The following is a 20,568-nucleotide window of genomic DNA, read 5'->3' as shown; positions in this document are numbered from 1 at the left end:
AAGGACCATTCATGCTCAACGCCCTGTGGACGCCGACCACCGTCGGTGGCATCTCCCTCCCGCACCGTCTGGTCATGGCCCCCATGACCCGTGACCGCTCCACACCTGAAGGCGTACCGACCGAGCTGAACGCCGAGTACTACGCCCAGAGGGCCTCGCACGCGCTCATCATCACCGAGGGAACCCAGCCCTCCACCGACGGCCAGGGCTACCTCCTCACCCCCGGCATCCACAATGACGAGCAGATCGCCGGGTGGCGCAAGGTCACCGACGCCGTGCACGCGGCCGACGGTCGGATCGTCATCCAGCTGATGCACACCGGACGCATCTCCCACCCAAACAACACCCCCCACGGACGCCGACCGATCGCCCCTTCGGAGATCCGGCCGCAGGGCGTGATGTTCACGGCGTCCGGGCCCCAGGAGATGCCGACCCCCCGTGCGCTGTCGACGCAGGAGGTCGCGGCGACCGTCGACGACTTCCGCCGCGCCGCAGCGTCCGCCGTCGCGGCAGGCGCCGACGGCGTGGAGATCCACGGCGCCAACGGCTACCTGGTGCACCAGTTCCTGTCCGACAACACCAACCAGCGCACCGACCGCTACGGCGGTTCCCTCGACAACCGCATCCGCTTCGCCGTCGAGGTGGCCGCTGCCGTGGCCGACGAGATCGGCGCCGACCGCACCGGCCTGCGCATCTCCCCCGGCAACCCCTACAACGACATCGCCGAGTCCGACACCGCCGAGCTGTATCCGGCGCTCCTGCGCGCCCTCAGCCCGCTCGGCCTCGCCTACCTCCACGTGATGCACGCGGGCGACGAGGAGCTGCTGGGCACCCTGCGCTCGCTGTGGCCGACCACGCTGATCCTCAACCGGGGCGGCACCGACCTGCCCACCCGCGCCAAGGACGTCGACAACGGCACGGCCGACCTTGTCTCCGTCGGCGCCCTCGCGCTCGCCAACCCGGACCTGGTCGAGCGGCTACGCTCTGACGCGCCGCTGAACACCCCCGATCCGGCGACCTTCTACGGTGGCGGAGTGGCCGGCTACACCGACTACCCCACCCACACCGTCTGAGGAACCGAACCATGGCCGCCCCCACACCCCGCATCCCCACGACGGCCAGCGAGGGGCCGATGAGCTACGCGATCTTCCAGCTCGCCCGCGCTCACCGCGCCCGCGCCGCCGCCATGCTCCGCGAGATGGACCTGCATCCCGGTCAGGAACTGCTGCTGATGCAACTCCTCGACCGGGACGGCCAGACCCAGTCCGAGCTGCTCGAAAGCGTCGACGTGGACCACTCCACCATCTCCAAATCCCTACGCCGCATGCAGGACGCCGGCCTGCTCAACCGCGAGCCGGCCGAACACGACCGACGCGTCATGGTCGTCCACCTCACCGACAAGGGCCGTGCCATGCGCGAGCCTCTGGCAGCCATGTGGCGGGCCCTGGAGGAGACCTCCGCGCTGAACCTGTCGGCGCAGCAGGCAGAGTCCTTCGTCCGTATCGCCTACGCCATCACCGACGCGATCAACAGCCGTGACGTTGCGGCGGAGGAGTCCGAGTAACTCCCCTCGGCCTGCACCCCGGTCCAACCTGGAGTGCGAATCGTTTCCGGCGTTCCCGCGAAGTGGACAGTGCCGCAGCGCACTCGGCTCACGAAGGCCCGTGCTGAACGGAGCCAGGCTCCCCGACTGTCGGAAGAAGCCCCGGCGAGCCGAGCCGGCGGATGCGGCGGAACCCGCCCGTTCACCCTCGTACGTCGGGGAGAACCGGGGTGAACGGGGCCTCAGTGTGAGGGGCAAACGCGAGCTGTCCCGGTGGAGGCAGGACGGAACTCATTCGGGGGCAGGGCGACACCCGCGGGGCCGGCGAGCCCTTCCCCGTCGCCGGCCGGCCCGCATGGAGGTTGGCCGCATCACCCGCGTCCGGGTCGCCTTCGACCGCCGCAAGCTCCTGCAGGCCGACGGTGACCCGCGCCGCGGATCCGCCCACCACAGGCCAGCCCCCTGAGCAACCCGGGCCGACGGCGCCCACGTCCGCGGCCACCACTGCCCCGCCCACCTAATCCCCCACCACTGACGCGTAAATAGAGCCTGGTCAGGTTGGGTGTGGGCAGGGCAGGGTGCCCGGTGGTCGCAGAGGACCGTCGAGTGCCGGGCTGTCGGTCAGGCCGCGTCCTGCCTGGGGTTGAGGGTGACGGTGTAGCCAAGCTGGTTGAGTTGGTTGATGGCCCGTCGGGTGGCGCGTTCGGGGTTTAACTGCGACTGCTGTAAGCAGTGTTGGGTGCTGTCCTGGCTGCCGTCGACCCGCCTGACCGATGCTGGACTCTCGCGAGGATCCGCCGAGGTCGTACGCCGCCGGTACGGCGTCGAGTACGCCCTGGGCGGGTGGACTTTGCTGCACCGGAGCGGGTCCTGAACGCGGCCATCGACCTGGTCGTCGGGCAGGACATCAGGACGGGGAATGGGCCACGGATCCGCTCGGGGCGGACCAAGGCTTCTGAGAGGCTCGTGCGCCCGCCGCCCGCTCACGCAGGCCGCGGGCGAGGACGACGTCGATGCCCGGAACCCCGATGGCCTTGGCCCGGGCCCGCGCGCACTGACACGCGCGTGGCCCTAGTCGGGTTGACGGAGGGGGTCAGTGTTTGAAGGCGTCCCTGATCTTTGCCCCGGCCTGCTTGATGTTGCCCTTGACTTGGTCTCCGCGGCCTTCGGCTTGCAGGCGCCAGCTGCCGGTGGCGCGGCCGGTCGTCTTCTTGGCACCGCCCTTCATCGCTTCGGCTTTGTGCGCGATCTTCTTCGCGATACTCATGAGAGGCCGCCCTGGGTGAGTTGTCTGCTGGGTTTCGATGGGAGGGGCATCCGCGGCGCTGAGCCGGTCACCGTTCTGCACGGTGCCCGAACAAGTGCAGTCTGCTCCGATGACCGCCGTCCGGGGCGGGAGTGCGATCACCCGGGGGTGAGCCGTTCCCCCGCGCACTCGCGTTGTCCGCGCGGGCGGGCTCGCGTTGGTCGACCAGGTCGTCGCGGCCTCTCCCGGCAGAGGCCGTATCGCAGCGCGACTGCTTCAGTCCGCGGCGCGAGCTGCTGCCACGGCGAGAAGGACGGCCGCGTACACCGGTCAAGAGCAGGACCAGCCCGAGCAGGGCCGCCGCTCCGACGACGATGCCGTACAGGAACAGCGTGCCGGTGGAGCCGGTCACGTCGTGGCTGAATATCGAGAACGCGCCGGTGAGTTCATGCCCGCTGCCGCTGTTGGTGAGAACACCAGCCACGCCGACGACCACCGCGGCGATCAAGATGATGAGTCCGAGGATGAACATTATGACGCGCTCCAGGGATCTACCTGTTCCCACAGTAGAACCGCACCGTCCACAAAGCCACGGCGGCAGGGACGGCAGGCTCGCCGGGACTGGTGGCCCACTCGCTGGAGTCCATCGACCGGGCGAGATGCCGCTCGGCCGTGACCCGTGCCAACGTCCACGCATCCAGGTGTGGGTTTGTGCTGAAGGCCGCCGGGGACCTGCGGACAGGGGGATCACTCCGCGAGATCGGAGGACATCCTGGTCATCATCGGGGTCATCCTGTGGATCTTGGGATCGCTGGGTCACGCGGTCCGTGGACGTCGGCACTACTGGTAGACGCTCTGAACCTGGGGATCGTCATGATCCGTTCCTCGCACGACCCGATGTGTGGAGCGTTCCTCGTTCCCCTGCCGGGTCGCCTTGGCTGGGCGATCGCAGGCCGCTTGCGTGTGCCGGAGCCGCAGGGTGGCCTTGATCGCCGTGCGGTTTTCGGGCGCCAGCCGCAGGGCCGCCGGACGGTGTGAGGGTGGCAGGTCAGCGGGTGCGGTGTCGGCGCGCTGCCGAGCGCACGGCGAGATACCCCACGTCGGCGATGAGGAGCAGTACGCCGATGGAAAGGAGGCACAACATGCCCTCGACGGCCACGCCGATGATGCCCAGCACGATCGCGACGACAAGCAGGACCAGGACCGGGACCATGGCGCTTCGCCTCCTCGGGTGGAGGGGCCACTCTCGACGGCGGGCTCGTTACGGTTCGCCTGTGTTGCCTTCACCAGCCACTTGTTGCAGACGACTTGACGGTGCGACCGGCAGAACGCACCGTCCTGCTAACGAAAACCAGGCAGCGCCCGTGAGCGGTCTGATCTGGCCGGTGACCAGCTACCGGCGGGAGCCGTACCAAAAGCGAACGAGGGGTCACATGTGCCCGTAGTACTTGCCGAGTTGCTCAAGGTAGCGGGGGTCGCCCGTGTGCTTGTCCCTGTCGAACTCGGGTGCGTTCTTGATCTCGTCCTTGGTGCGGTCGACGTAGACCTTCTTCTCGGCAGTGTCGACGCGCGTGATGATCCCGGCCGGGAGAAGCACGTGCTTGCCGAAGATCCAAGCACCGGTGTCGACGACAAGGTGGGCGGCGCCGACATCGTCAGAGTGCTTGTCGATCTTGCCGATGCCGCCATCGGTCGCCTCGACCTTGAAACCGATCAGATCGGTTCCCATCTGATGTCCCGACGCTGGGTGGTAGCCCCAAATGCTTTCACTCACAACAGAATCCCTTCCTTCGCGTGACACGAAGATGAAGACTGCACCGATCGGTGAATCCATTTCTGAAACCGGGTGCGGGGAGGCTGAGAGAGCAGCGACTTCTGGTCACGACAAGGACGGACATGCGAGAAGTACTGCCCTGGCCCTACTCCTTGCCCGTGCGACACAAACCGGTCGCAGATGGTCTCCAGCCCCGGCCGGGGCTGGAGACCATCTGCGATTGAGTGGCCGTGCCTCATTCAGGGGGCTACTGGTTCCGCCCGCCGCCAGGAGTGCCCTTCGACCTGCTCTCACCAGGCTGGCCCTGCTGCTTGATCTGCTCCTGCAGGCCACGGGCCTGCTCCTGAAGCTTCTGACGCTCCTGCAGGTCGGTCGTACGCTCCGCGGCTTCGGTCAGCTTCTGGGCCTTCTCGCGCATCTGCTGTGCTCGGTTGCCGGATTCGCCTGCGGCGCTCATAGTCACTCCTTGGACTGTCGGGAAGAGCGGGCCCCATCAGCCAATCAGTGCCCGATCACCCTCGCATCCTGAACCGTCACCGTGCGCTATCACCGCAGGCCCGTCGCTCCGCGACACGGTCTTGAGCAGCCGTTGTCGCCCGAGGCCCGCGCGCAATACAGGGCTCAGTGAGCGTTTTCAGCGTTGCCTCTCCAGGGTGAGGACGGCTTTGGCGATGACGGTCATGCGGTTGGGGCTGATGTGGGATCTGCGGAAGATCTGCCAGGACTTCAGCCGTGCCATGGCGCGCTCGACCGGAGCCCTGGCTTGGGCAAGGGCCCGGTTGACGGTGTGCTGGGTCGGGGTCAGCTCTCCGCATGGTGGCCGTTTGAGGCCGGTGGTGACCCAGGTGCCGGCGCCCGTGTAGGCGCGGTCGGCGAGGACGGGGACACCCTGGCGTTCGCAGATCCGGATGATCTGGTGGGTGCGGGCTGCGGTGAGATCGTGGGTGCCGCCCGGCAGGGCGGGCGAGAACCACAGCAGCTCGCCTGTCGGATCGGTGAGGACCTGGACGTTCACTCCGTGCCGGCGGTGCTTGGCCGAGTAGTCCGCGCGGCTGTCGCCGACGCGGTCGCACTCGGCGAGGGTTCCGTCGAGGAGGACGAAGTCCGGGTCGTTCTCGCGCAGGGTCTTCAGCAGACCCGGGGCCCGGTCGGGGAGCAGGTTCGTCACGGTGGTGACGTAGGCGTGCGCGGTGCCGACGGATATGCAGAAACCAGCCGCGATCCTTACGAGGCTGTCGTGGCGGCGCAGGTACACCAGAGCGACGAGTGCGCGCTGGTGCGGCGGGAGCTTGCACCGCCGGTCACCTTCGCGGGTGACGATGAGCATGGTGACCCACTCGACCAGGGCGTGCGGGAGGTCGAGTGCGGCAGGATAGGGAACCAACAGGGCTCCTGTGCCGGTGGGTTGAGACGTCGAACACCTCCCTCAACGGCACAGGAGCACTGTCTGTTGCGAAACCATCTCACGCCGCTTCCGTCATCCGACCGGTGACCACGCTGAAAACGCTCCGTGTTCGGCCATGAGCGCATGGAACTGCTGCTGCTCGTAAGGGACCCCGGGCGGTAGGGCCGCAACATGCCAGTGGACATGAGTGTTTCCTTGCTGCGACCCCAGCGACAGCAGATACACCCGCTCCGGCGCCAGCACTTCTTCAACCGCGAGCGCCACATGGCGCACGGCTGCATCATCAGCACGTAGCCGTCCTCGGAGAACCCGCTGACGACGTCTTTCACGTGCGCCGTGGGTGCGACGAGAACCTTTTCCGGCACCGTGGGCCACTGATCCATAAACGCGCGTGGTCAGCGTGGCGTAGACCAACTCGTGTCTGTAGTCAGGGTCTCCCTTGAGGAACGCGCAGACGAAACACGGCCCGAGACGCGCCCTGGTTTGGCCGGCTCTCCCTCCGGTACATCCCCCGGACGCGAGAGCCGTGTTCCGTGGCACGGGGTGCACCTCGGAGCATGGGCATTGCCGGTAGCGTGATCGCCTGCCGCATGGAATGTCCATGTGTCCGGCCGGCCCGTGCGAGGGATTCCGGTGGCGAGCGATGGGACCGCGATGAGCGAACTGACGAAGCCCAGAATCGAGGTTCCGGAGGGTGACGCGCCCACCGAGCTGACGATCCGGGACCTCGTGGTTGGGGACGGCCCCGAGGCGCAGCCGGGCAGGGTCGTCCAGGTTCACTATGTAGGGGTCACGTTCGCGTCCGGAAGAGAGTTCGACTCCTCCTGGGAGCGGGACCGGCCGTTCAAGTTCGCCGTGGGCGGTGGCAGGGTCATCAAGGGCTGGGACCGGGGAGTAAGGGGAATGAAGGTCGGCGGCCGGCGCGAGATCATCGTTCCCCCGCGTCTCGGTTACGGCAAGCAGTCACCCTCTCCGTTGATCCCGGCGGGCTCGACGCTGATCTTCGTCGTGGACCTACTCACGGTCGTGGGCGGGCCCGCCGGAGCGAGGCCCGGCTCGACCGGCTCGGCCTGAACCTGGCGCTCCTGAGGGGCCGGGGACACCCTGTCGCTGCCACGTATGGACAGCTGCACTCCTCGACAGACACCTCCTCAACCCGTGGCGCGCGAGATGGCGGCCCGTCACGGGCGCCGGCACCTGGGTCACCACCGGCCTCAAACGGCCACCATGCGGAGAGCTGACCCCGACCCAGCACACCGTCAACCGGGCCCTTGCCCAAGCCAGGGCTCCGGTCGAGCGCGCCATGGCACGGCTGAAGTCCTGGCAGATCTTCCGCAGATCCCACATCAGCCCCAACCGCATGACCGTCATCGCCAAAGCCGTCCTCACCCTGGAGAGGCAACGCTGAAAACGCTCAGTGGGCCGACATTCAGGAACAGTTCGTCGACTCGCCACAGAAGGCCGTCACCGAGGCGGACGCGCTGCTGGCGCGCCTGGCAGGGGACCGCAGCTTCCCCGACGGCGAGCAGTTCGAGGAGCAGATCGCCGCCCTCTCCGTCCACCACGCCGCCCATGTCCACGGCTACCGCAGCGTGCACGCAGCGGCCCGCGACCAGAGCGGTACCGAGGAAATGCGGGAGGCCATGGTCGAAGCCCGAAGCCTCTTCGAGACGTTGGTCACCGAACAAGCCGGCGACTTCGACCGGCACCGTCCGCCGTCCCCCGACGACAACGGCCACGCGTGGGCACTGACCCGACGCCACGCGAAGGGAAGCAGCACATGATGTCGCACAATGCCGAACACGCACCGCACCCCCAGCCCGGAACCCCGGATCCCGCGATGCAGCGCGCCCCACAGGCACCCCGCACCGAACCCGCTCACGCACCGCGTGAGCCCGGCACCAGCACCGACAGCCCCGACCGCAAACCCGGCCCGGACCTGATCCCGCGGGGCGACCGGGACAAGCTCACCCTGCGCCTCCAGCAGGCTCTCAGCACCTTCGTCGACAGCCCGCGCCAGGCCGTGGAAGAAGCCGACACCGTCTTCGACAAGGCCGCCACCCAGTTCACCAACAGCCTCACAGAACGGCGCCGCGTCCTGCGCGCAAGCTGGCAGGACCAGGACACCGATGCGCAGACCGAGGAACTACGGCTTGCGTTCCGGCAGTACCGGGAGATCACCGAACGGCTGCTGCACATGGCAGCACCCGCCAGCCAGTAACACCGCCCTCCCTGCAGGAAGCACAGCCGCCACAGGAAACCGGTGCCTGGACCACACCGGTCTGACTGCGGCGGCTGTGTTCTGGAATCAGGGGGATCCGAACGGTCGCCCGCATCGCAGTCACGGTCGGCAACGAGGTTCGGCATGACGGGCATCACTCGTGGTGCCTGGCGCCCACCTGGTTCGCTCCGGTCGGCGGTCCCAGGGCCACTCGGGCCTCGGACCGTGCGGCGTGCCGCCTGACGAGCTGTGGAAACAGCCCCCACAGGCCGCCGCACACCAGCAGCGTCGCGCTCCCCGCTATCACGCCCTCGACCCGGCCGAGCACCACGTCGACGACGAGCAGCACGGAGCCGGTGAGAGCCAGCATCAAGACGCTCATGCCCGCCCCCGCGAGCCGTGACGAGGTCCGCACGATCTCGGGCTTGGCCCCGCGCTGAAACAGCGTGCGATGCAAGGCGGCCGACGCAGTGAACAGGGCCGCAGCGAGCACCGCGAGCAGCAGCGTGGTGATGCACATGGTGCGCTGCGCCGTATCGAGCGTGGGGAAGCGGGCGGTGAAGGCCAGCGTCAGCAAAACGCGAACAGGATCTGGACCCCCCGGGCTGGATGATCCTCAACTCCTGGAGCAGCTCGCCGTAATTGCGGTCGGCCCCCTCCCGCGTCGTCTCCTTGCGCGGGGTACGGGAATTCTGAGGTTGCTCCCGGGGAGTGGACACCGGGTTTCATGCGACGAGTGACAGCGTACGTGTCGTGATCAGTTGTTGTTCGAACTCAGCTGGTGTGAGGTAGCCGAGGGCGGAGTGGCGGCGGCGCCGGTTGTAGTACGAAAGCCGGCGGAACAGCTCGAGCCGCGTCTGCGCCTTCGAGGTCCAGCGGCGTCTGTGGAGCAACTCGGGTTTGAGGCCCTGGAAGAACGACTCGGCCAGGGCGTTGTCGTAGCTTGAGCCGACCCGGCCCATGCTGCGGCGGATGCGGTGCCGGCGGCACACCTCGGCGAAGGCGGCCGCGCTGTACGGGCGCCCCTGTCCGTGTGGAAGACGACGCCGTGAACCCCGCCGCCGCGGGCGGCCACGGCCATCTCGATCGCGTCGGTGACCAGCGAGGTGCGCATATGGTCCGCGATCGACCAGCCCACGACCTTCCTAGAGCAGATGTCGATCACCGTGGCGAGATAGAGCCAGGTCGGGCCGACGGCTATATAGGTAATGTCGCCGCACCACCTGGTGTTCAGGGCGTCCGCGGTGAAGTCGCGCATCACCAGGTCCGCCGCGGGCGGCGCGGTCCTGTCCGCGATCGTCGTCCGCTTCTTCTTCCGCAGGTGCCGGCCGACGATGCGGTTGATCCGCATCAGCCGGCTCACGCGCTTGCGGTTGATCTTGCGGCCCCTCGCCTGCAGCTCGGCATGGACACGCGGGGCGCCGTAGGCACCATGGTGCTCGGTGTGAATGGCGCGGATCTCGCTCACGGTCCGCTCCTCCTCGGCCTGGCGCTCGGCGCGGGCCTGCTCGGTGGCCAGGTGCCGGTAGTAGCCGGCGCGGGACACCCGAGCACCCGGCAGATCCGCTTGACGCCGAAGTCGGCGCGGTTGTCGGAGATGAAGGCCCAGCGGTGGGGGCTCACTTCACCTCCCGAGCAAAATAAGCGGCTGTCTGGCGCAGGATCTCGCGCTCCAGCCGCCACTCATGCTCGGCTTTGAGCAGCCTGGCGTTCTCAGCCCGCAGCCGGGCCAGCTCCTCCGCCGTACTGACGCTGCCGTCGCGGCCCTCGGGCGCGGCCTGGGCCTCGTCCTTACGGACCCACGTCCGCAGCGACTCCGCGGTGATACCGAGATCCGCAGCCACCGCCGCATACGTCCGCTTCCCGGCGGCGGCGCGGTAGAGCGCGACAGCGTCCTTCCTGAACTCCTCCGGATGCGGAGACTTGCGTCCCACCTGAACATCCCTCCCTGGACCATCAAGATCCATTGTCAGGGTGTCCGCTCCAAAGGATCAGCCTCACACCATCTATGACGGCTTCGCTCTGGGCAAATGGCTCAACCAGCAACGCCACCGCCAGCGCATCGCCGCCCAACCCACCCGCCTCGGCCGGCAACTCACTGCCCTGGACACCTGGTGGAACCCGCCCTGGCCACTGGACTGGCTGCGGCACTACTGGGCCGCCCGCCATCACCTCCACGGCCTGCCCTCGGACATCGCCTGGTGGCCCGATACACCAGACGAAGACCAGACCCGGTAGTGGCTGCACGTACAACAGGGTGAGTGGCCGCTCCTACACGACAAGCAAAGGGAGTTGGTACGCAGCCTGGCAGCGGACACATGAAGTACAGGCCGCCGAGGCCTCTGCTGATCGCCTTCGCCTTCGCCTTCGATCCTCCGTACGGCGACATCCGCTCCGTAGGCCCAAAACGTCGGCAAAGACATGGGAGTAGCCAGTTGCGGATACCACCCTGCCCTCGCCACCCACCGGCAGGCCGCCCCGCCCTGCCTGGCGGACCCAGACATGGGGGCGGTTACAGCGTGGTCGGGCCCGTGGTCTGGCCTGCGCCCGGTGACCCGGCCATGCGCCTGTGCCCGTCGGGTCAGCACGGGCCTACGATCTCGGGGATGGCCAGTCGTGTGTGATATCGAAGGGCGCTCATGGCAAAGCTTGTGCGGCAGCAGGATGTGAATGCGTACGTGGGCTTTCACGCCTTCGGGTTGCAGGAGTCCGATGACGCGGACCTGCCGGTTCCCTTCCCGGACGACTTCAACCGGCACGTGTTCCTCAGCACTCACCCAGGGCGCCTGGATATCACCAGCGGCGGCCATACCCACACCGCCGCGGTCAGCGCCGAAGTGTGGGATGGGCCACCGCCTCAGCAGAACCGGGCCGACTGGGACGAGATGGCCGAAGCCAAATTTGAGTCGACCAGTGGTCAGGTAGCCGTGTGGTCCATGCACACGGGCCGGATGGACGACCTGATCACGCTGGCGGATTCCGGCGGTTCGTGGCACGTCCGTGTCCACTGTGCAGGCCGGGCCGAGGCCGCGGCCCTGTCGGAGGGCGAAGGCACTGGCCACGGTGTGGAGCGCTACCTCGTGCAGTTCTGGCCCGCCGCAGCATAGGTCATGTGACGATCTTCACGATGAAGCCGTCATCCATTCCGTCAATGACGCGGTTCTTGGCGTAGGAGCTCTTCAGGATGTTGCCGCCCGCCTGGTTGTCGTCGCCCGGGATCGGCTTCGCGGAGAAGTTGAACTCTCGTGCTTCCGCGTCGTAGTCATGCTCCGCAGCCCCTTCATACGTGCTCGCAAAGGGGTACTCGTCGCACTCCTTCCCTCCGTTGGTGTAGTTGCGTCCCCAGTACCGCTTGCACTGCTTGACCGCCGCCTTCCGGTTGTCGTCGATGCGGCGTGCGCTCACCGTCCGGTGGAGCGGATCCGCCGGCGTCTGCCCGGGCACCTTCTTCGCCGACATGTACGGCTTGGTGTCCCTGTCAGTGTGCTCGGGGCGGGGGCAGGCCGCCAGGGCAAGGCCAACCTGATGCGCTTCCGCACGGGTTGGTACGACTGTCTGTCCCGACGGGCGGATGCGTTGTTCGAGCTGACGGACGCCCTGCTGGCAGCCGGTCCGGTCATTTCCCTGCCCTACCTGTCGCTGGACGGGCTGCACCGTCGTGGTCACGGGAGCACCTATGCGGCTCTGGCCAACGGCCGTGCGGGGGCCGAAGCGGCACGTGCGCTGTTGGCCGACTCGCTGCCTCGCGCGTCGTGTCCGGTATTCGCGGTGGACGTGAGTGTGTGGGTCCGCAGCGACGCGGAGTGCTCACCCGGACGCGGCTACTACTACCACCCCTCGAGGCACTCGGCGGGACAGCCGATCGTGGCCGGCTGGGCCTACTCCTGGCTCGCCGGCCTGGAGTTGACGACGAACTCGTGGACCGCTCCGGTCGATGCCCGGCGCCTGGTCCCGGGCGAGAACCCGAGCACGGTCGCCGCCCGCCAGATCCGCGGCCTGCTGCAACAGAGTCCTGAACTGGGCCTGCAGACACCGCTGTTCGTGTTCGACCGTGGCTACGACTCCGTGCGCCTGGCCCTCGAGCTCACCGCCGCCCCGGCTCAGGACGGCTGCCGGGAGGCCGCGCCGCCACGGCGCGAAATTCGCCTGCCCCGACCCCACCACCTGGCCGGCCCCGGACGCCGTCCACACATGCACGGACGAGCAATACGGCGCGGTGACCGTGCAGATATGGCACCGCTTGCACGCCAAGACCCAGCAGCACGACGGCCACGGCAGCCGCGGCCCCCGCCCCATCGTCCCCGGCACCCTGGTCCGGCTCACCGTCGACCGGCTGCCCGGCCGGAGCCGGGCACCGAAGACCTTGTGGCTGTGGTGGACAGGACCACCCGGCCACACCCCCAATCCGGACCTGCTCTGGCGGGCCTACACCCGCCGCTTCGACATCGAACACACCTTCCGCTTCGCCCGCCAGACTCTGAACTGGACCCTGCCCCGGCCCCGCACTCCCGAGCAGGCCGACCGGTGGACCTGGCTCATCATCGCCGCCTACACCCAACTTCGCCTCGCCCGAACCCTGGTGGCCGACCACCGACTGCCCTGGGAGAAACCGCTGCCGCCTGCCCGGCTCACACCTGGCCGTGTCCGCCGACGATTTCGTCACGTTCAGGCAGCAGTGGGAACACCAGCCAAGCCGCCACAACCCTTCGGACGCTCCGCAGGCCGTCCACAAGGCACCCGGCGAGGACCCGCACCCCGCCACCCCGCAGTCAAAACAGCCGCAAGACCCGCGACCCACCACCCTCAGGGATAAAAGCGAAGCTAAGAGCCAGATCTAGATAACGATTCCCGTACAGCTCTACGCGGCCACCGATCAGACTGAGTTGGGATGGGGCGAGTGAAGCCACGGTCGACCGCCCAGCTCCCCGCACGAGCAGAGACACGTCCAGGCAGCCCTGAACGCCGATGCCGGCGAAGCGAGTTGCCCTATACCCACCTACGCGCCGGCCGGGTGGCGCTCGCGACCGTTGTTCGGGCGCAGGTGCCACGTCCTTTCCGTGGTGAGCTTGTGGACCGTATGCCACGTCGTCACGATGCGCGGCGTGCCCTTCCCGTCCATCTCGTGGCGGTTGATGGCCGTATCCCGTGACGAGGGGTCAGTGACCGGCCGTGCGTGGGGATTTCGCACCACCACTGCCACCTCGACCGTGTTCTCCCGCCCCATTGTGTTGAGCCTTGCGCACCTTTACTGTTCGGCTTTGCCTGAGTCTGTTTGATACTGATCGCTCAGGCGGTATGGAGGCCGCAGTGCGGAGTAAACGGATCGGTTCAGAAGCTGCGAGACCCGGCCGCCGTCGGTGGTGGAGGGTGATCCTCGCCACGGCCGCGACCATCGCCCTGGCCGCGGGCATGACCGCGCCCGCCGCGGCGCAGGACGTCGGCGGGAAGCAACCCGCCGCTGCGGCTGCCGCCAGTGCGGGGGCACACACGGTGAGTCTCGACGGCTACTCGTTCCTCGTCGACGGCAGGCGCACCTACCTGTGGTCCGGCGAGTTCCACTACTTCCGGCTCCCGAGCCCGGACCTGTGGCGCGACATCTTCCAGAAGATGAAGGCCGCAGGCTTCAACTCCACGTCGCTGTACTTCGACTGGGGATACCACTCGCCGAAGCCGGGCGTGTACGACTTCAGCGGGGTGCGTGACGTCGACAAGCTGCTCGACATGGCCGAGGAGGCCGGGCTCTACGTCATCGCCCGCCCGGCGCCGTACATCAACGCGGAGGTCGACAGCGGCGGCCTGCCCGGCTGGCTGACCACCAAGGCGGGGAACAACCGCAGTGACGATCCGCGGTTCCTGAAGTACGCGGACGAATGGCTGACCCAGATCGACCGGATCATCGCCCGTCACCAACTGACCAACGGGACCGGCTCCGTCATTGCCTACCAGGTCGAGAACGAGTACTACAACGGCTCGGCCGCCGGCCACTCCTACATGAAGCACCTGGAGGACAAGGCCCGCGCCGACGGCATCACCGTGCCGCTGACCGGCAACAACAACGGCACCTTCAACTCGGGTACCGGCGCCCTGGACGTCGACGGCCCCGACTCCTACCCGCAGGGCTTCGACTGCTCGAACCCCTCGAAGTGGAACGGCGTTCCGGACATCAGCTACGACCACCCCGCCGGCAAGCCGCTGTACTCGCCGGAGTTCCAGGGCGGTGCCTTCGACCCCTGGGGCGGGCCGGGCTACGACAAGTGCGCCGAGCTGATCAACGACCAGTTCGCCAACGTGTTCTACAAGCAGAACATAGCCGTCGGCGCCACCGCACAGAGCTTCTACATGACGTACGGCGGCACCAACTGGGGCTGGCTGGGCATGCCGGAGAACTACACGTCGTACGACTACGGCGCCGCGATCCGCGAGAACCGCCAGCTGGATCCGAAGTACTACGAGGACAAGCTGATCGGGTACTTCACGCAGTCCCTCGCCCCGCTGACCAAGACTGAGTCGATCAGGGCCACGCCGCCGGACGACTCCGCGGTCGTCGACACCGCCCGGATGAACCCCGACAGCAAGACGCAGTTCCACGTCCTGCGGCACGGGAACTCCACGTCCACCGCGGTCGACAAGACCCACATCGCGCTGGACTTCAACGCCCAACCGGCCGTGGACACCACCTACACCTGGGACGACCCCGACTCCGCGCTGCAGTACACCGGTTCGTGGTCGCACGTGGCCGACCAGAGCTACACCGGCGGCGACTACAAGCACACCGAGTCCTTCTCCAACAAGGCCGGTGACTCGGTGACCGTCCCCTTCGACGGCACCGCGATCCGCTGGATCGGGTCGAAGACCAACAACCACGGCAATGCCGACGTCTACCTCGACGGCACCAAGGTCGCGACGGTCGACGACTCCGGCGCCGAGAACCAGGCGGTGATCTTCCAGAAGACCGGCCTGCCGGACGGAGCGCACACCCTGAAGATCGTCGTGGACGGCAGCCACAGCTCGGGCTCCACCGACGACTACGTGGCCATCGACGCCATCGACGTGCCGACGGGTACCGCCGCCGCAGAGCCGACCTACCCGGTCGTGCCCCAGCAGCCGGGCACCGCGATCACGCTCGACGGACGCGACTCACACGTGATCGTGGCCAACTACCGGCTCGGCGACTCGCAGTTGCAGTACTCGACCTCGGAGATCATGACCAGCGCGACCATCGGTGACCGGGACGTCGCCGTGCTCTACGGCGATGCGGGCAGCGACGGCGAGACCGTGCTGCGCTACGCCTCCAAGCCCACCGTGACCACCAGCGGCGGCCCGGTCACGACAACCTGGGACGCGGCCACCGGCGACCTGCGCCTGAACTACACGCACAAGGACCTGATCCGCGTCAGCATCACCGGCGGCCGACAGCGCCCGCTCGAACTGCTCGTCGGCGACAAGGCCACGGCCAAGACCTTCTGGCGTCAGGACACAGCGGCCGGCCCTGTCCTCGTGCGCGGCAGCCACCTGCTGCGGACGGCGACCAGCCTGAACGGCGACCGCACCTTGGCACTCACCGGCGACAACGCCGACGACAAGAACATCGAGGTGTTCACCTCCGCCGACCACATCACCTGGAACGGCCGGACCGTCGACACCCGGGCCGGCGGCACGGGGAGCCTCACCGGGAAGATCCCGACGGCGGCCCCGATACACCTGCCGGCACTCACCAACTGGAAGCACAGCGAGGAGTCGCCCGAAGCGGCCCCCGGTTTCGACGACACCAGCTGGCAGGTGGCCGACAAGACGACCACCAACAGTGTCTCCGGCGTCAACGCGCTGCCGGTGCTCTACGCGGACGACTACGGCTTCCACACCGGCAACACGTGGTACCGCGGCCGCTTCCACGCCACCGGCAAGGAGACAGGCATCCGCCTGGTCTCGGACTCCGGCGGAGGGGCACAGGCGTTCTCCGCCTGGCTCAACGGCACCTTCCTGGGCAGCTCCACCACAGGCAGGGCCGACTTCACCTTCCCGGCCGATGCGCTCAAGTCCAAGGGTGACAACGTCATTTCCGTGCTCACCGTGAACATGGGGCACGAGGAGGACTACAACTCGACCAACGGCAACAAGACCGCGCGCGGCCTGATCAGCGCCTCCCTCGCCGGGGCACCGCTGACCGCCGTCACCTGGCGGCTGCAGGGCGTACGCGGCGGCGAGGACCTGCAGGACACGGTGCGCGGACCGCTCTCGACGGGCGGCCTGTATGGCGAGCGGGCCGGCTGGTCCCTGCCCGGTTTCCCGGACGGCAAGTGGAAGAAGACGTCCCTTCCGACGACCGACACCCGTCCCGGGGTCTCCTGGTACCGCTCCGACGTCGCCCTGGATCTGCCGCACGGCCAGGACACGTCGCTCGGACTGACGTTCACCGACGACCCGTCACGCAAGTACCGGGCCACGATCTTCGTGAACGGCTGGCAGGTCGGCAACTACGTCAACTACCTCGGGCCGCAGCACACGTTCCCGGTGCCGAACGGGATCCTGAACCCGAACGGCCGCAACAGCATCGCCATTGCCGTATGGAACCTGGACGGCAGCACCGGCGGCCTCGGCAAGGTGTCGCTCACCAACTACGGCAGCTACGCCTCGTCCCTGCACGTCGCGCAGAACGACAGCCCCCGCTACGACGCCCACACGTACGCGATGCCCAAGCGGCCGGGAGCGGACGTCACCCTGGACGTGCCGGACACCGCACAGCCAGGACAGGCCTTCACAGCCGAGGCGACGGTGCGGGTGCCGAAGGACCGACCGTCCGCCTCCCGACTGACGGCCTCACTCTCCGCGCCCGACGGCTGGGACGTGAGCGCCGCGAGCCCCGCGTCGGTCGAGCGCCTGCAACCCGGCCAGTCGGCCACCTTCACCTGGAAGGTCCAGCCGCCGACGGGGAAGCTGCCGTCCGCCTCGGCACTCACCGCGACAGTCCACTACCTGCAGAACGGACGGCAGGCCACCGGCGGTGACGAGCGCATCGTCGGCGGGATCCCGCCGGCTCCGCCGACCGGGAAGAGCGCCGTGAGCGACCTACCCTTCTTGTCGTCCACCAACGGGTGGGGCCCGGTGGAGCGCGACAGCAGCGTCGGTGAGCAGGCGGCCGGGGACGGCCGTCCGATCAGTATCGCCGGTGTCGGTTACGCCAAGGGCCTGGGCACCAACTCGGTCAGCGACGTCGAGCTCTACCTCGCCGGAAACTGCTCACGGTTGACGGCGGACGGCGGTGTCGACGACGAGACGGGTGGTGCGGGAACGGTGACGTTCTCCGTGATCGCCGACGGCAAGACCTTGGTGACCACGCCGACGATCCGCGGCAAACAGGCCGCGGTACCCATCGACGTCGACGTCAGCGGCGCCCAAGTGGTCGACCTCAAGGTCGGTGACGCCGGAGACGGCAACGGCAACGACCACGGTGACTGGGCGATGCCGACCCTGACCTGCGGCTAGGGCCCGTCTTCAAACGGATCTTGCCCAGAGCGGCAACGAGGTCAGACAGACCGCTGCCTCATACGAGGCGGCGGTCTTGTCGTATCTGCTCGGGCCCCGGAGGGCTTCACACCTCAGTCAAACGAGCAACTGGCTTCCGCCTAACAGCGGCAGGACCGGGACGCCGACGCACGGACCGTCCTGGTCGTAGACCTGCGCTCACATCACGCGACTCCGGGCCGCTCAGCATCGCCTACGGCGGCTGCCAACGAACCGGCCTGCTCATCCCGCACCGCAAACGACGCGGTCAGACGCACCTCAGCCCGCAGCAGGAGGCGGAGAACGCCGTTCACCGACGGGCGCGTGCCCGGGTGGAACACGCCCTGTCCCGGCTGAAGAAGTGGAGGATCCTGCGGGACTGCCGGCTCAAGGGCCACGGCGTTCACCAGGCGATGCTCGGCATCGCCCAGGCTCCACAACCTGGCTCTCACTGGATAACTCATGCCCCATACGGGACTTCCCAATGCTGATGTCAAGCCGATGCCGCGGCGGGAAGTGAGGCGTGTCAGCACTCTCTGTCACGGATCATCGCCCACAAAACATTGACACGACGGCGGGCGAGGGGCGGCCTGCTGCTGGGCGTGATGGTCACCGCCGCGGACATCGGCGACCGCACCGCCGCCCACGTGCTGCTGCGGTGGCCCTGGAGGCCCCCAAGGCGGCCCAGGCCGACGGCCGGTCCCCGACCGTCACCCCCACCATTGCCAGGCTGCGAAACTGCCACGATGATCACCATGCCTGCCGCCGTGCTGGACTCGTTGCACGGACTCGCCTTCGGGGACGCATTCGGCGACCGATGGTTCGGCATCCTGCGCCGGGACGGCCCGGCGGCCCTTGAGACGCGGACTCTGCCCGCGGAACCGATGTGGCGGTGGAGTGACGACACCGCCCAGGCGCTCGTCCTTGTCCAGGAACTTGCCGTGGGCGGCGGCGCCGTCGACCAGGACCGCCTCGCCGGGCGCTTCGCGGCCGCCTACGCCGGCGACACGCATCGCGGCTACCGGGATTCATTCGCAGTGCTCCGGCCTTCAGGCCGGGGGTGAAGCGAATCTGACGGTGGCGACGCGGAGCGTCGCGGATTCCGGTCCGGCGGAGCCGGATGCCGCGTATTCACCACCATGGCGCGGAGCGCCACGATGGCCGGTCCGGCGGAGCCGGGCGATGCTCACACCGGCCGGTTCTGCTGCTCGATTACTGCTTGACCACCGAGAGCGGGGCGCCGCCGACAGTGCCGGCGAAACAGGACCCGGACCAGAGCTTGTTGGCCCGCCAGTAGTGGCCTGCCAGGTCGGGGAACTCCTGGCGCAGTCGGCGGGAGGAGACGCCCTTGAGAGAGTTGACGAGTTCGGTGACGGCGACCTTGGGCGGGAAGTTCACCAGGAGGTGGACGTAGTGGTCCTCGCCGTCGACTCCGCCAGCTCGCCTTCGAAGTCCGCGCACACCGACCGCATGATCTCCTCCATCCGCGTCAGGTGATCGTCCGTGAATACGTTGTGCCGGAACTTTGTCACGAAGACCAAGTGCACATACATCACGAAAACACAGTGCCGACCAGTTCTGATCTTCTGCATGCCGCCGGTAACCCAAGTGTCTAGCGTGACGGTCATGCAGCTTCGGTACAGCTTCCGCCTGTACCCGGACTCCGGCCAACGCGCCGCGCTGGCAAGGGCGTTCGGGTGCGCCCGCGTCGTGTTCAACGACGCCGTGCGCGCCCGCGAACACGCCCGCACAGCGGGCGAGGCCTTCCCGGCGGCCGGTGAGCTGTCGAAGAGGCTGATCACCGAGGCGAAACGGACCGAGGCCCGCTCCTGGCTGGGCGAGGTCTCCGCCGTCGTGCTCCAGCAGGCGCTGCGCGACGCGGAGGCCGCCTACAAGAACTTCTTCGCCTCCCTCAAGGGCCAGCGGCAGGGCGCGAAGATGGGTGCGCCCCGCTTCAAGTCCCGCAAGGACACCCGGCAGTCGATCCGCTTCACGGCCAACGCCCGCTGGTCGATCACCGACTCCGGGCGGCTGAACCTGCCGAAGATCGGGGCGGTGAAGGTGAAGTGGTCACGCGCCCTGCCCTCCCAGCCCTCCTCGGTCACCGTGATCAAGGACGCGGCCGGGCGGTACTTCGCCTCCTTCGTCATCGACACCGACCCGCACGCCGACCCGCACACCGACGCCACCCGGATGCCCGACACCGACCAGATCGTCGGCATCGACCTCGGCCTCACCCACTTCGCGGTCCTGTCCGACGGCACGAAGATCGACTCCCCCAGGTTCCTGCGCCGCGCGGAGAAGAAACTCAAGAAGGCCCAGCGGGAGTTGTCCCGCAAGCAGAAAGGCAGCAAGAACCGCGAGAAGGCCCGCCTCAAGGTCGCCCGCGCCCACGCGAAGGTGACCGACGCGCGCAAAGAATTCCACCACCAGCTCTCCACCCAGCTGATCCGCGACAACCAAGCGATCGGCGTGGAAGACCTAGCGGTCAAAGGACTCGCGCGCACCAGACTGGCCAAGAGTGTCCACGACGCCGGATGGTCGGCGTTCGTGACCATGCTGGAGTACAAGGCGGCCCGGTACGGCCGGACTGTGGTGAAGATCGGCCGGTTCGAGCCGACCTCCCAGACCTGCTCGGCCTGCGGGGCCAAGGACGGACCCAAGCCCCTGAATGTCCGGGAATGGACCTGTGCCGCGTGCGGTGCGGTCCATGACCGGGACCACAACGCCGCGAAGAACGTGAAAACGGCCGCCGGACTGGCGGTTGCAGCCTGTGGAGCGCAGGTCAGACCAGGACTCGTCCTGGCACAGCGCGACGAAACAGGAAGCCAAGGATTCTCTCCCGAACCCCGTGCCGCGTAGCGGCACAGCAACGGAC

The 20,568-nt window shown here is 67.9% G+C and carries 19 protein-coding genes and 5 pseudogenes; 13 read left to right on the top strand and 11 right to left on the bottom strand.

Annotated elements, in window-relative coordinates:
* Nucleotides 1–11 precede the first annotated feature (11 nt).
* Entirely contained in the window at nt 12–1,073 is a 1,062-nt protein-coding gene (locus OIC96_RS48345) for an alkene reductase (protein ID WP_330301731.1), read from the top strand.
* A gap of 11 nt (nt 1,074–1,084) precedes the next feature.
* Nucleotides 1,085–1,564 (top strand): MarR family winged helix-turn-helix transcriptional regulator, encoded by a 480-nt coding sequence (locus tag OIC96_RS48340; RefSeq protein WP_330301732.1) that lies wholly within the window; start codon nt 1,085–1,087, stop codon nt 1,562–1,564.
* Nucleotides 1,565–2,636: 1,072 nt separating this feature from the next.
* Here the strand turns inward: OIC96_RS48340 and OIC96_RS48335 are convergent.
* Both OIC96_RS48335 and OIC96_RS48330 read right to left on the bottom strand, forming a co-directional pair.
* Nucleotides 2,637–2,810: a CsbD family protein gene (locus OIC96_RS48335; protein WP_330301733.1), complete on the bottom strand. Its 174-nt coding sequence runs from the start codon at nt 2,808–2,810 to the stop codon at nt 2,637–2,639.
* A 67-nt stretch (nt 2,811–2,877) separates the two neighbouring features.
* Nucleotides 2,878–3,321: a hypothetical protein gene (locus OIC96_RS48330; RefSeq protein WP_330301734.1), complete on the bottom strand. Its 444-nt coding sequence runs from the start codon at nt 3,319–3,321 to the stop codon at nt 2,878–2,880.
* Between the two features lie 237 nt (nt 3,322–3,558).
* Between OIC96_RS48330 and OIC96_RS48325 the strand changes: the two are divergent.
* Nucleotides 3,559–3,639 (top strand): annotated as a pseudogene (locus OIC96_RS48325) (DUF6131 family protein); the annotation flags it as partial.
* A gap of 198 nt (nt 3,640–3,837) precedes the next feature.
* On the opposite strand, the gene OIC96_RS48320 reads toward OIC96_RS48325, so the two are convergent.
* The 4 genes from OIC96_RS48320 to OIC96_RS48305 form a co-directional block, all read right to left on the bottom strand.
* Nucleotides 3,838–4,002 carry a hypothetical protein gene (locus OIC96_RS48320; protein ID WP_330301735.1) on the bottom strand — a complete coding sequence of 55 codons (165 nt, stop codon included), beginning with the start codon at nt 4,000–4,002 and terminating at the stop codon, nt 3,838–3,840.
* Nucleotides 4,003–4,218: 216 nt separating this feature from the next.
* Nucleotides 4,219–4,563 carry a PRC-barrel domain-containing protein gene (locus OIC96_RS48315; protein ID WP_330301736.1) on the bottom strand — a complete coding sequence of 115 codons (345 nt, stop codon included), beginning with the start codon at nt 4,561–4,563 and terminating at the stop codon, nt 4,219–4,221.
* A gap of 247 nt (nt 4,564–4,810) precedes the next feature.
* Complete coding sequence (locus OIC96_RS48310; RefSeq protein WP_330301737.1) at nt 4,811–5,020, bottom strand: DUF6381 family protein; 210 nt, start codon at nt 5,018–5,020, stop codon at nt 4,811–4,813.
* Between the two features lie 177 nt (nt 5,021–5,197).
* Complete coding sequence (locus OIC96_RS48305) at nt 5,198–5,947, bottom strand: transposase family protein (RefSeq protein ID WP_330301738.1); 750 nt, start codon at nt 5,945–5,947, stop codon at nt 5,198–5,200.
* A 675-nt stretch (nt 5,948–6,622) separates the two neighbouring features.
* Between OIC96_RS48305 and OIC96_RS48300 the strand changes: the two genes are divergently transcribed.
* Nucleotides 6,623–7,042, top strand: coding sequence for an FKBP-type peptidyl-prolyl cis-trans isomerase (locus OIC96_RS48300; RefSeq protein ID WP_330301739.1), 420 nt, complete (start codon nt 6,623–6,625; stop codon nt 7,040–7,042).
* Between the two features lie 19 nt (nt 7,043–7,061).
* Nucleotides 7,062–7,376, top strand: a pseudogene (locus tag OIC96_RS48295) (transposase family protein); the annotation flags it as partial.
* Here OIC96_RS48295 and OIC96_RS50075 read toward each other — a convergent pair.
* Nucleotides 7,354–7,677 carry a hypothetical protein gene (locus tag OIC96_RS50075; protein WP_443058507.1) on the bottom strand — a complete coding sequence of 108 codons (324 nt, stop codon included), beginning with the start codon at nt 7,675–7,677 and terminating at the stop codon, nt 7,354–7,356. The pseudogene OIC96_RS48295 and the gene OIC96_RS50075 overlap by 23 nt on opposite strands.
* A 71-nt stretch (nt 7,678–7,748) precedes the next feature.
* On the opposite strand from OIC96_RS50075, the gene OIC96_RS48285 reads away from it, so the two are divergent.
* Nucleotides 7,749–8,189 carry a hypothetical protein gene (locus OIC96_RS48285; protein ID WP_330301740.1) on the top strand — a complete coding sequence of 147 codons (441 nt, stop codon included), beginning with the start codon at nt 7,749–7,751 and terminating at the stop codon, nt 8,187–8,189.
* A gap of 154 nt (nt 8,190–8,343) precedes the next feature.
* Here the strand turns inward: OIC96_RS48285 and OIC96_RS48280 are convergent, their stop codons facing one another.
* On the bottom strand, nt 8,344–8,766 hold the full coding sequence (locus OIC96_RS48280) for a DUF6328 family protein (protein WP_443058506.1): 423 nt from the start codon (nt 8,764–8,766) through the stop codon (nt 8,344–8,346).
* A 148-nt stretch (nt 8,767–8,914) separates the two neighbouring features.
* Nucleotides 8,915–10,123, bottom strand: a pseudogene (locus OIC96_RS48275) (IS3 family transposase).
* Between the two features lie 40 nt (nt 10,124–10,163).
* Between OIC96_RS48275 and OIC96_RS48270 the strand changes: the two are divergent.
* Nucleotides 10,164–10,427 carry a hypothetical protein gene (locus OIC96_RS48270; RefSeq protein ID WP_330301741.1) on the top strand — a complete coding sequence of 88 codons (264 nt, stop codon included), beginning with the start codon at nt 10,164–10,166 and terminating at the stop codon, nt 10,425–10,427.
* 401 nt (nt 10,428–10,828) lie between these two features.
* The gene (locus OIC96_RS48265) at nt 10,829–11,296 is read left to right on the top strand and encodes a hypothetical protein (RefSeq protein WP_330301742.1); all 468 of its coding nucleotides are present in this window, start codon (nt 10,829–10,831) and stop codon (nt 11,294–11,296) included.
* A 1-nt stretch (nt 11,297) separates the two neighbouring features.
* On the opposite strand, the gene OIC96_RS48260 is transcribed toward OIC96_RS48265, so the two are convergent.
* Nucleotides 11,298–11,855, bottom strand: a complete 558-nt coding sequence (locus OIC96_RS48260; RefSeq protein ID WP_330301743.1) for a NucA/NucB deoxyribonuclease domain-containing protein — start codon at nt 11,853–11,855, stop codon at nt 11,298–11,300.
* Nucleotides 11,856–12,405: 550 nt separating this feature from the next.
* Here OIC96_RS48260 and OIC96_RS48255 point away from each other — a divergent pair.
* The 4 genes and pseudogenes from OIC96_RS48255 to OIC96_RS48240 all read left to right on the top strand — a co-directional run bounded on the left by OIC96_RS48255 (nt 12,406) and on the right by OIC96_RS48240 (nt 18,754).
* Nucleotides 12,406–13,002 carry a hypothetical protein gene (locus tag OIC96_RS48255; protein ID WP_330301744.1) on the top strand — a complete coding sequence of 199 codons (597 nt, stop codon included), beginning with the start codon at nt 12,406–12,408 and terminating at the stop codon, nt 13,000–13,002.
* Nucleotides 13,003–13,598: 596 nt separating this feature from the next.
* The gene (locus OIC96_RS48250) at nt 13,599–17,672 is read left to right on the top strand and encodes a beta-galactosidase (RefSeq protein WP_443058602.1); all 4,074 of its coding nucleotides are present in this window, start codon (nt 13,599–13,601) and stop codon (nt 17,670–17,672) included.
* 221 nt (nt 17,673–17,893) lie between these two features.
* A pseudogene (locus OIC96_RS48245) lies at nt 17,894–18,149 on the top strand (transposase family protein); the annotation flags it as partial.
* A 287-nt stretch (nt 18,150–18,436) separates the two neighbouring features.
* On the top strand, nt 18,437–18,754 hold the full coding sequence (locus OIC96_RS48240) for an ADP-ribosylglycohydrolase family protein (RefSeq protein ID WP_330301746.1): 318 nt from the start codon (nt 18,437–18,439) through the stop codon (nt 18,752–18,754).
* 122 nt (nt 18,755–18,876) lie between these two features.
* Here OIC96_RS48240 and tnpA read toward each other — a convergent pair.
* Nucleotides 18,877–19,282, bottom strand: a pseudogene (tnpA, locus tag OIC96_RS48235) (IS200/IS605 family transposase).
* Between the two features lie 34 nt (nt 19,283–19,316).
* Here tnpA and OIC96_RS48230 point away from each other — a divergent pair.
* On the top strand, nt 19,317–20,552 hold the full coding sequence (locus OIC96_RS48230; RefSeq protein ID WP_330301747.1) for an RNA-guided endonuclease InsQ/TnpB family protein: 1,236 nt from the start codon (nt 19,317–19,319) through the stop codon (nt 20,550–20,552).
* Nucleotides 20,553–20,568: the final 16 nt, after the last annotated feature.

The organism is Streptomyces sp. NBC_00775, from assembly GCF_036347135.1.
Classification (GTDB): Bacteria; Actinomycetota; Actinomycetes; order Streptomycetales; family Streptomycetaceae; genus Streptomyces; species Streptomyces lutosisoli.
Note: the sequence above shows the minus strand (reverse complement) of the source record. Positions and strands in the feature narration are given on the sequence as shown.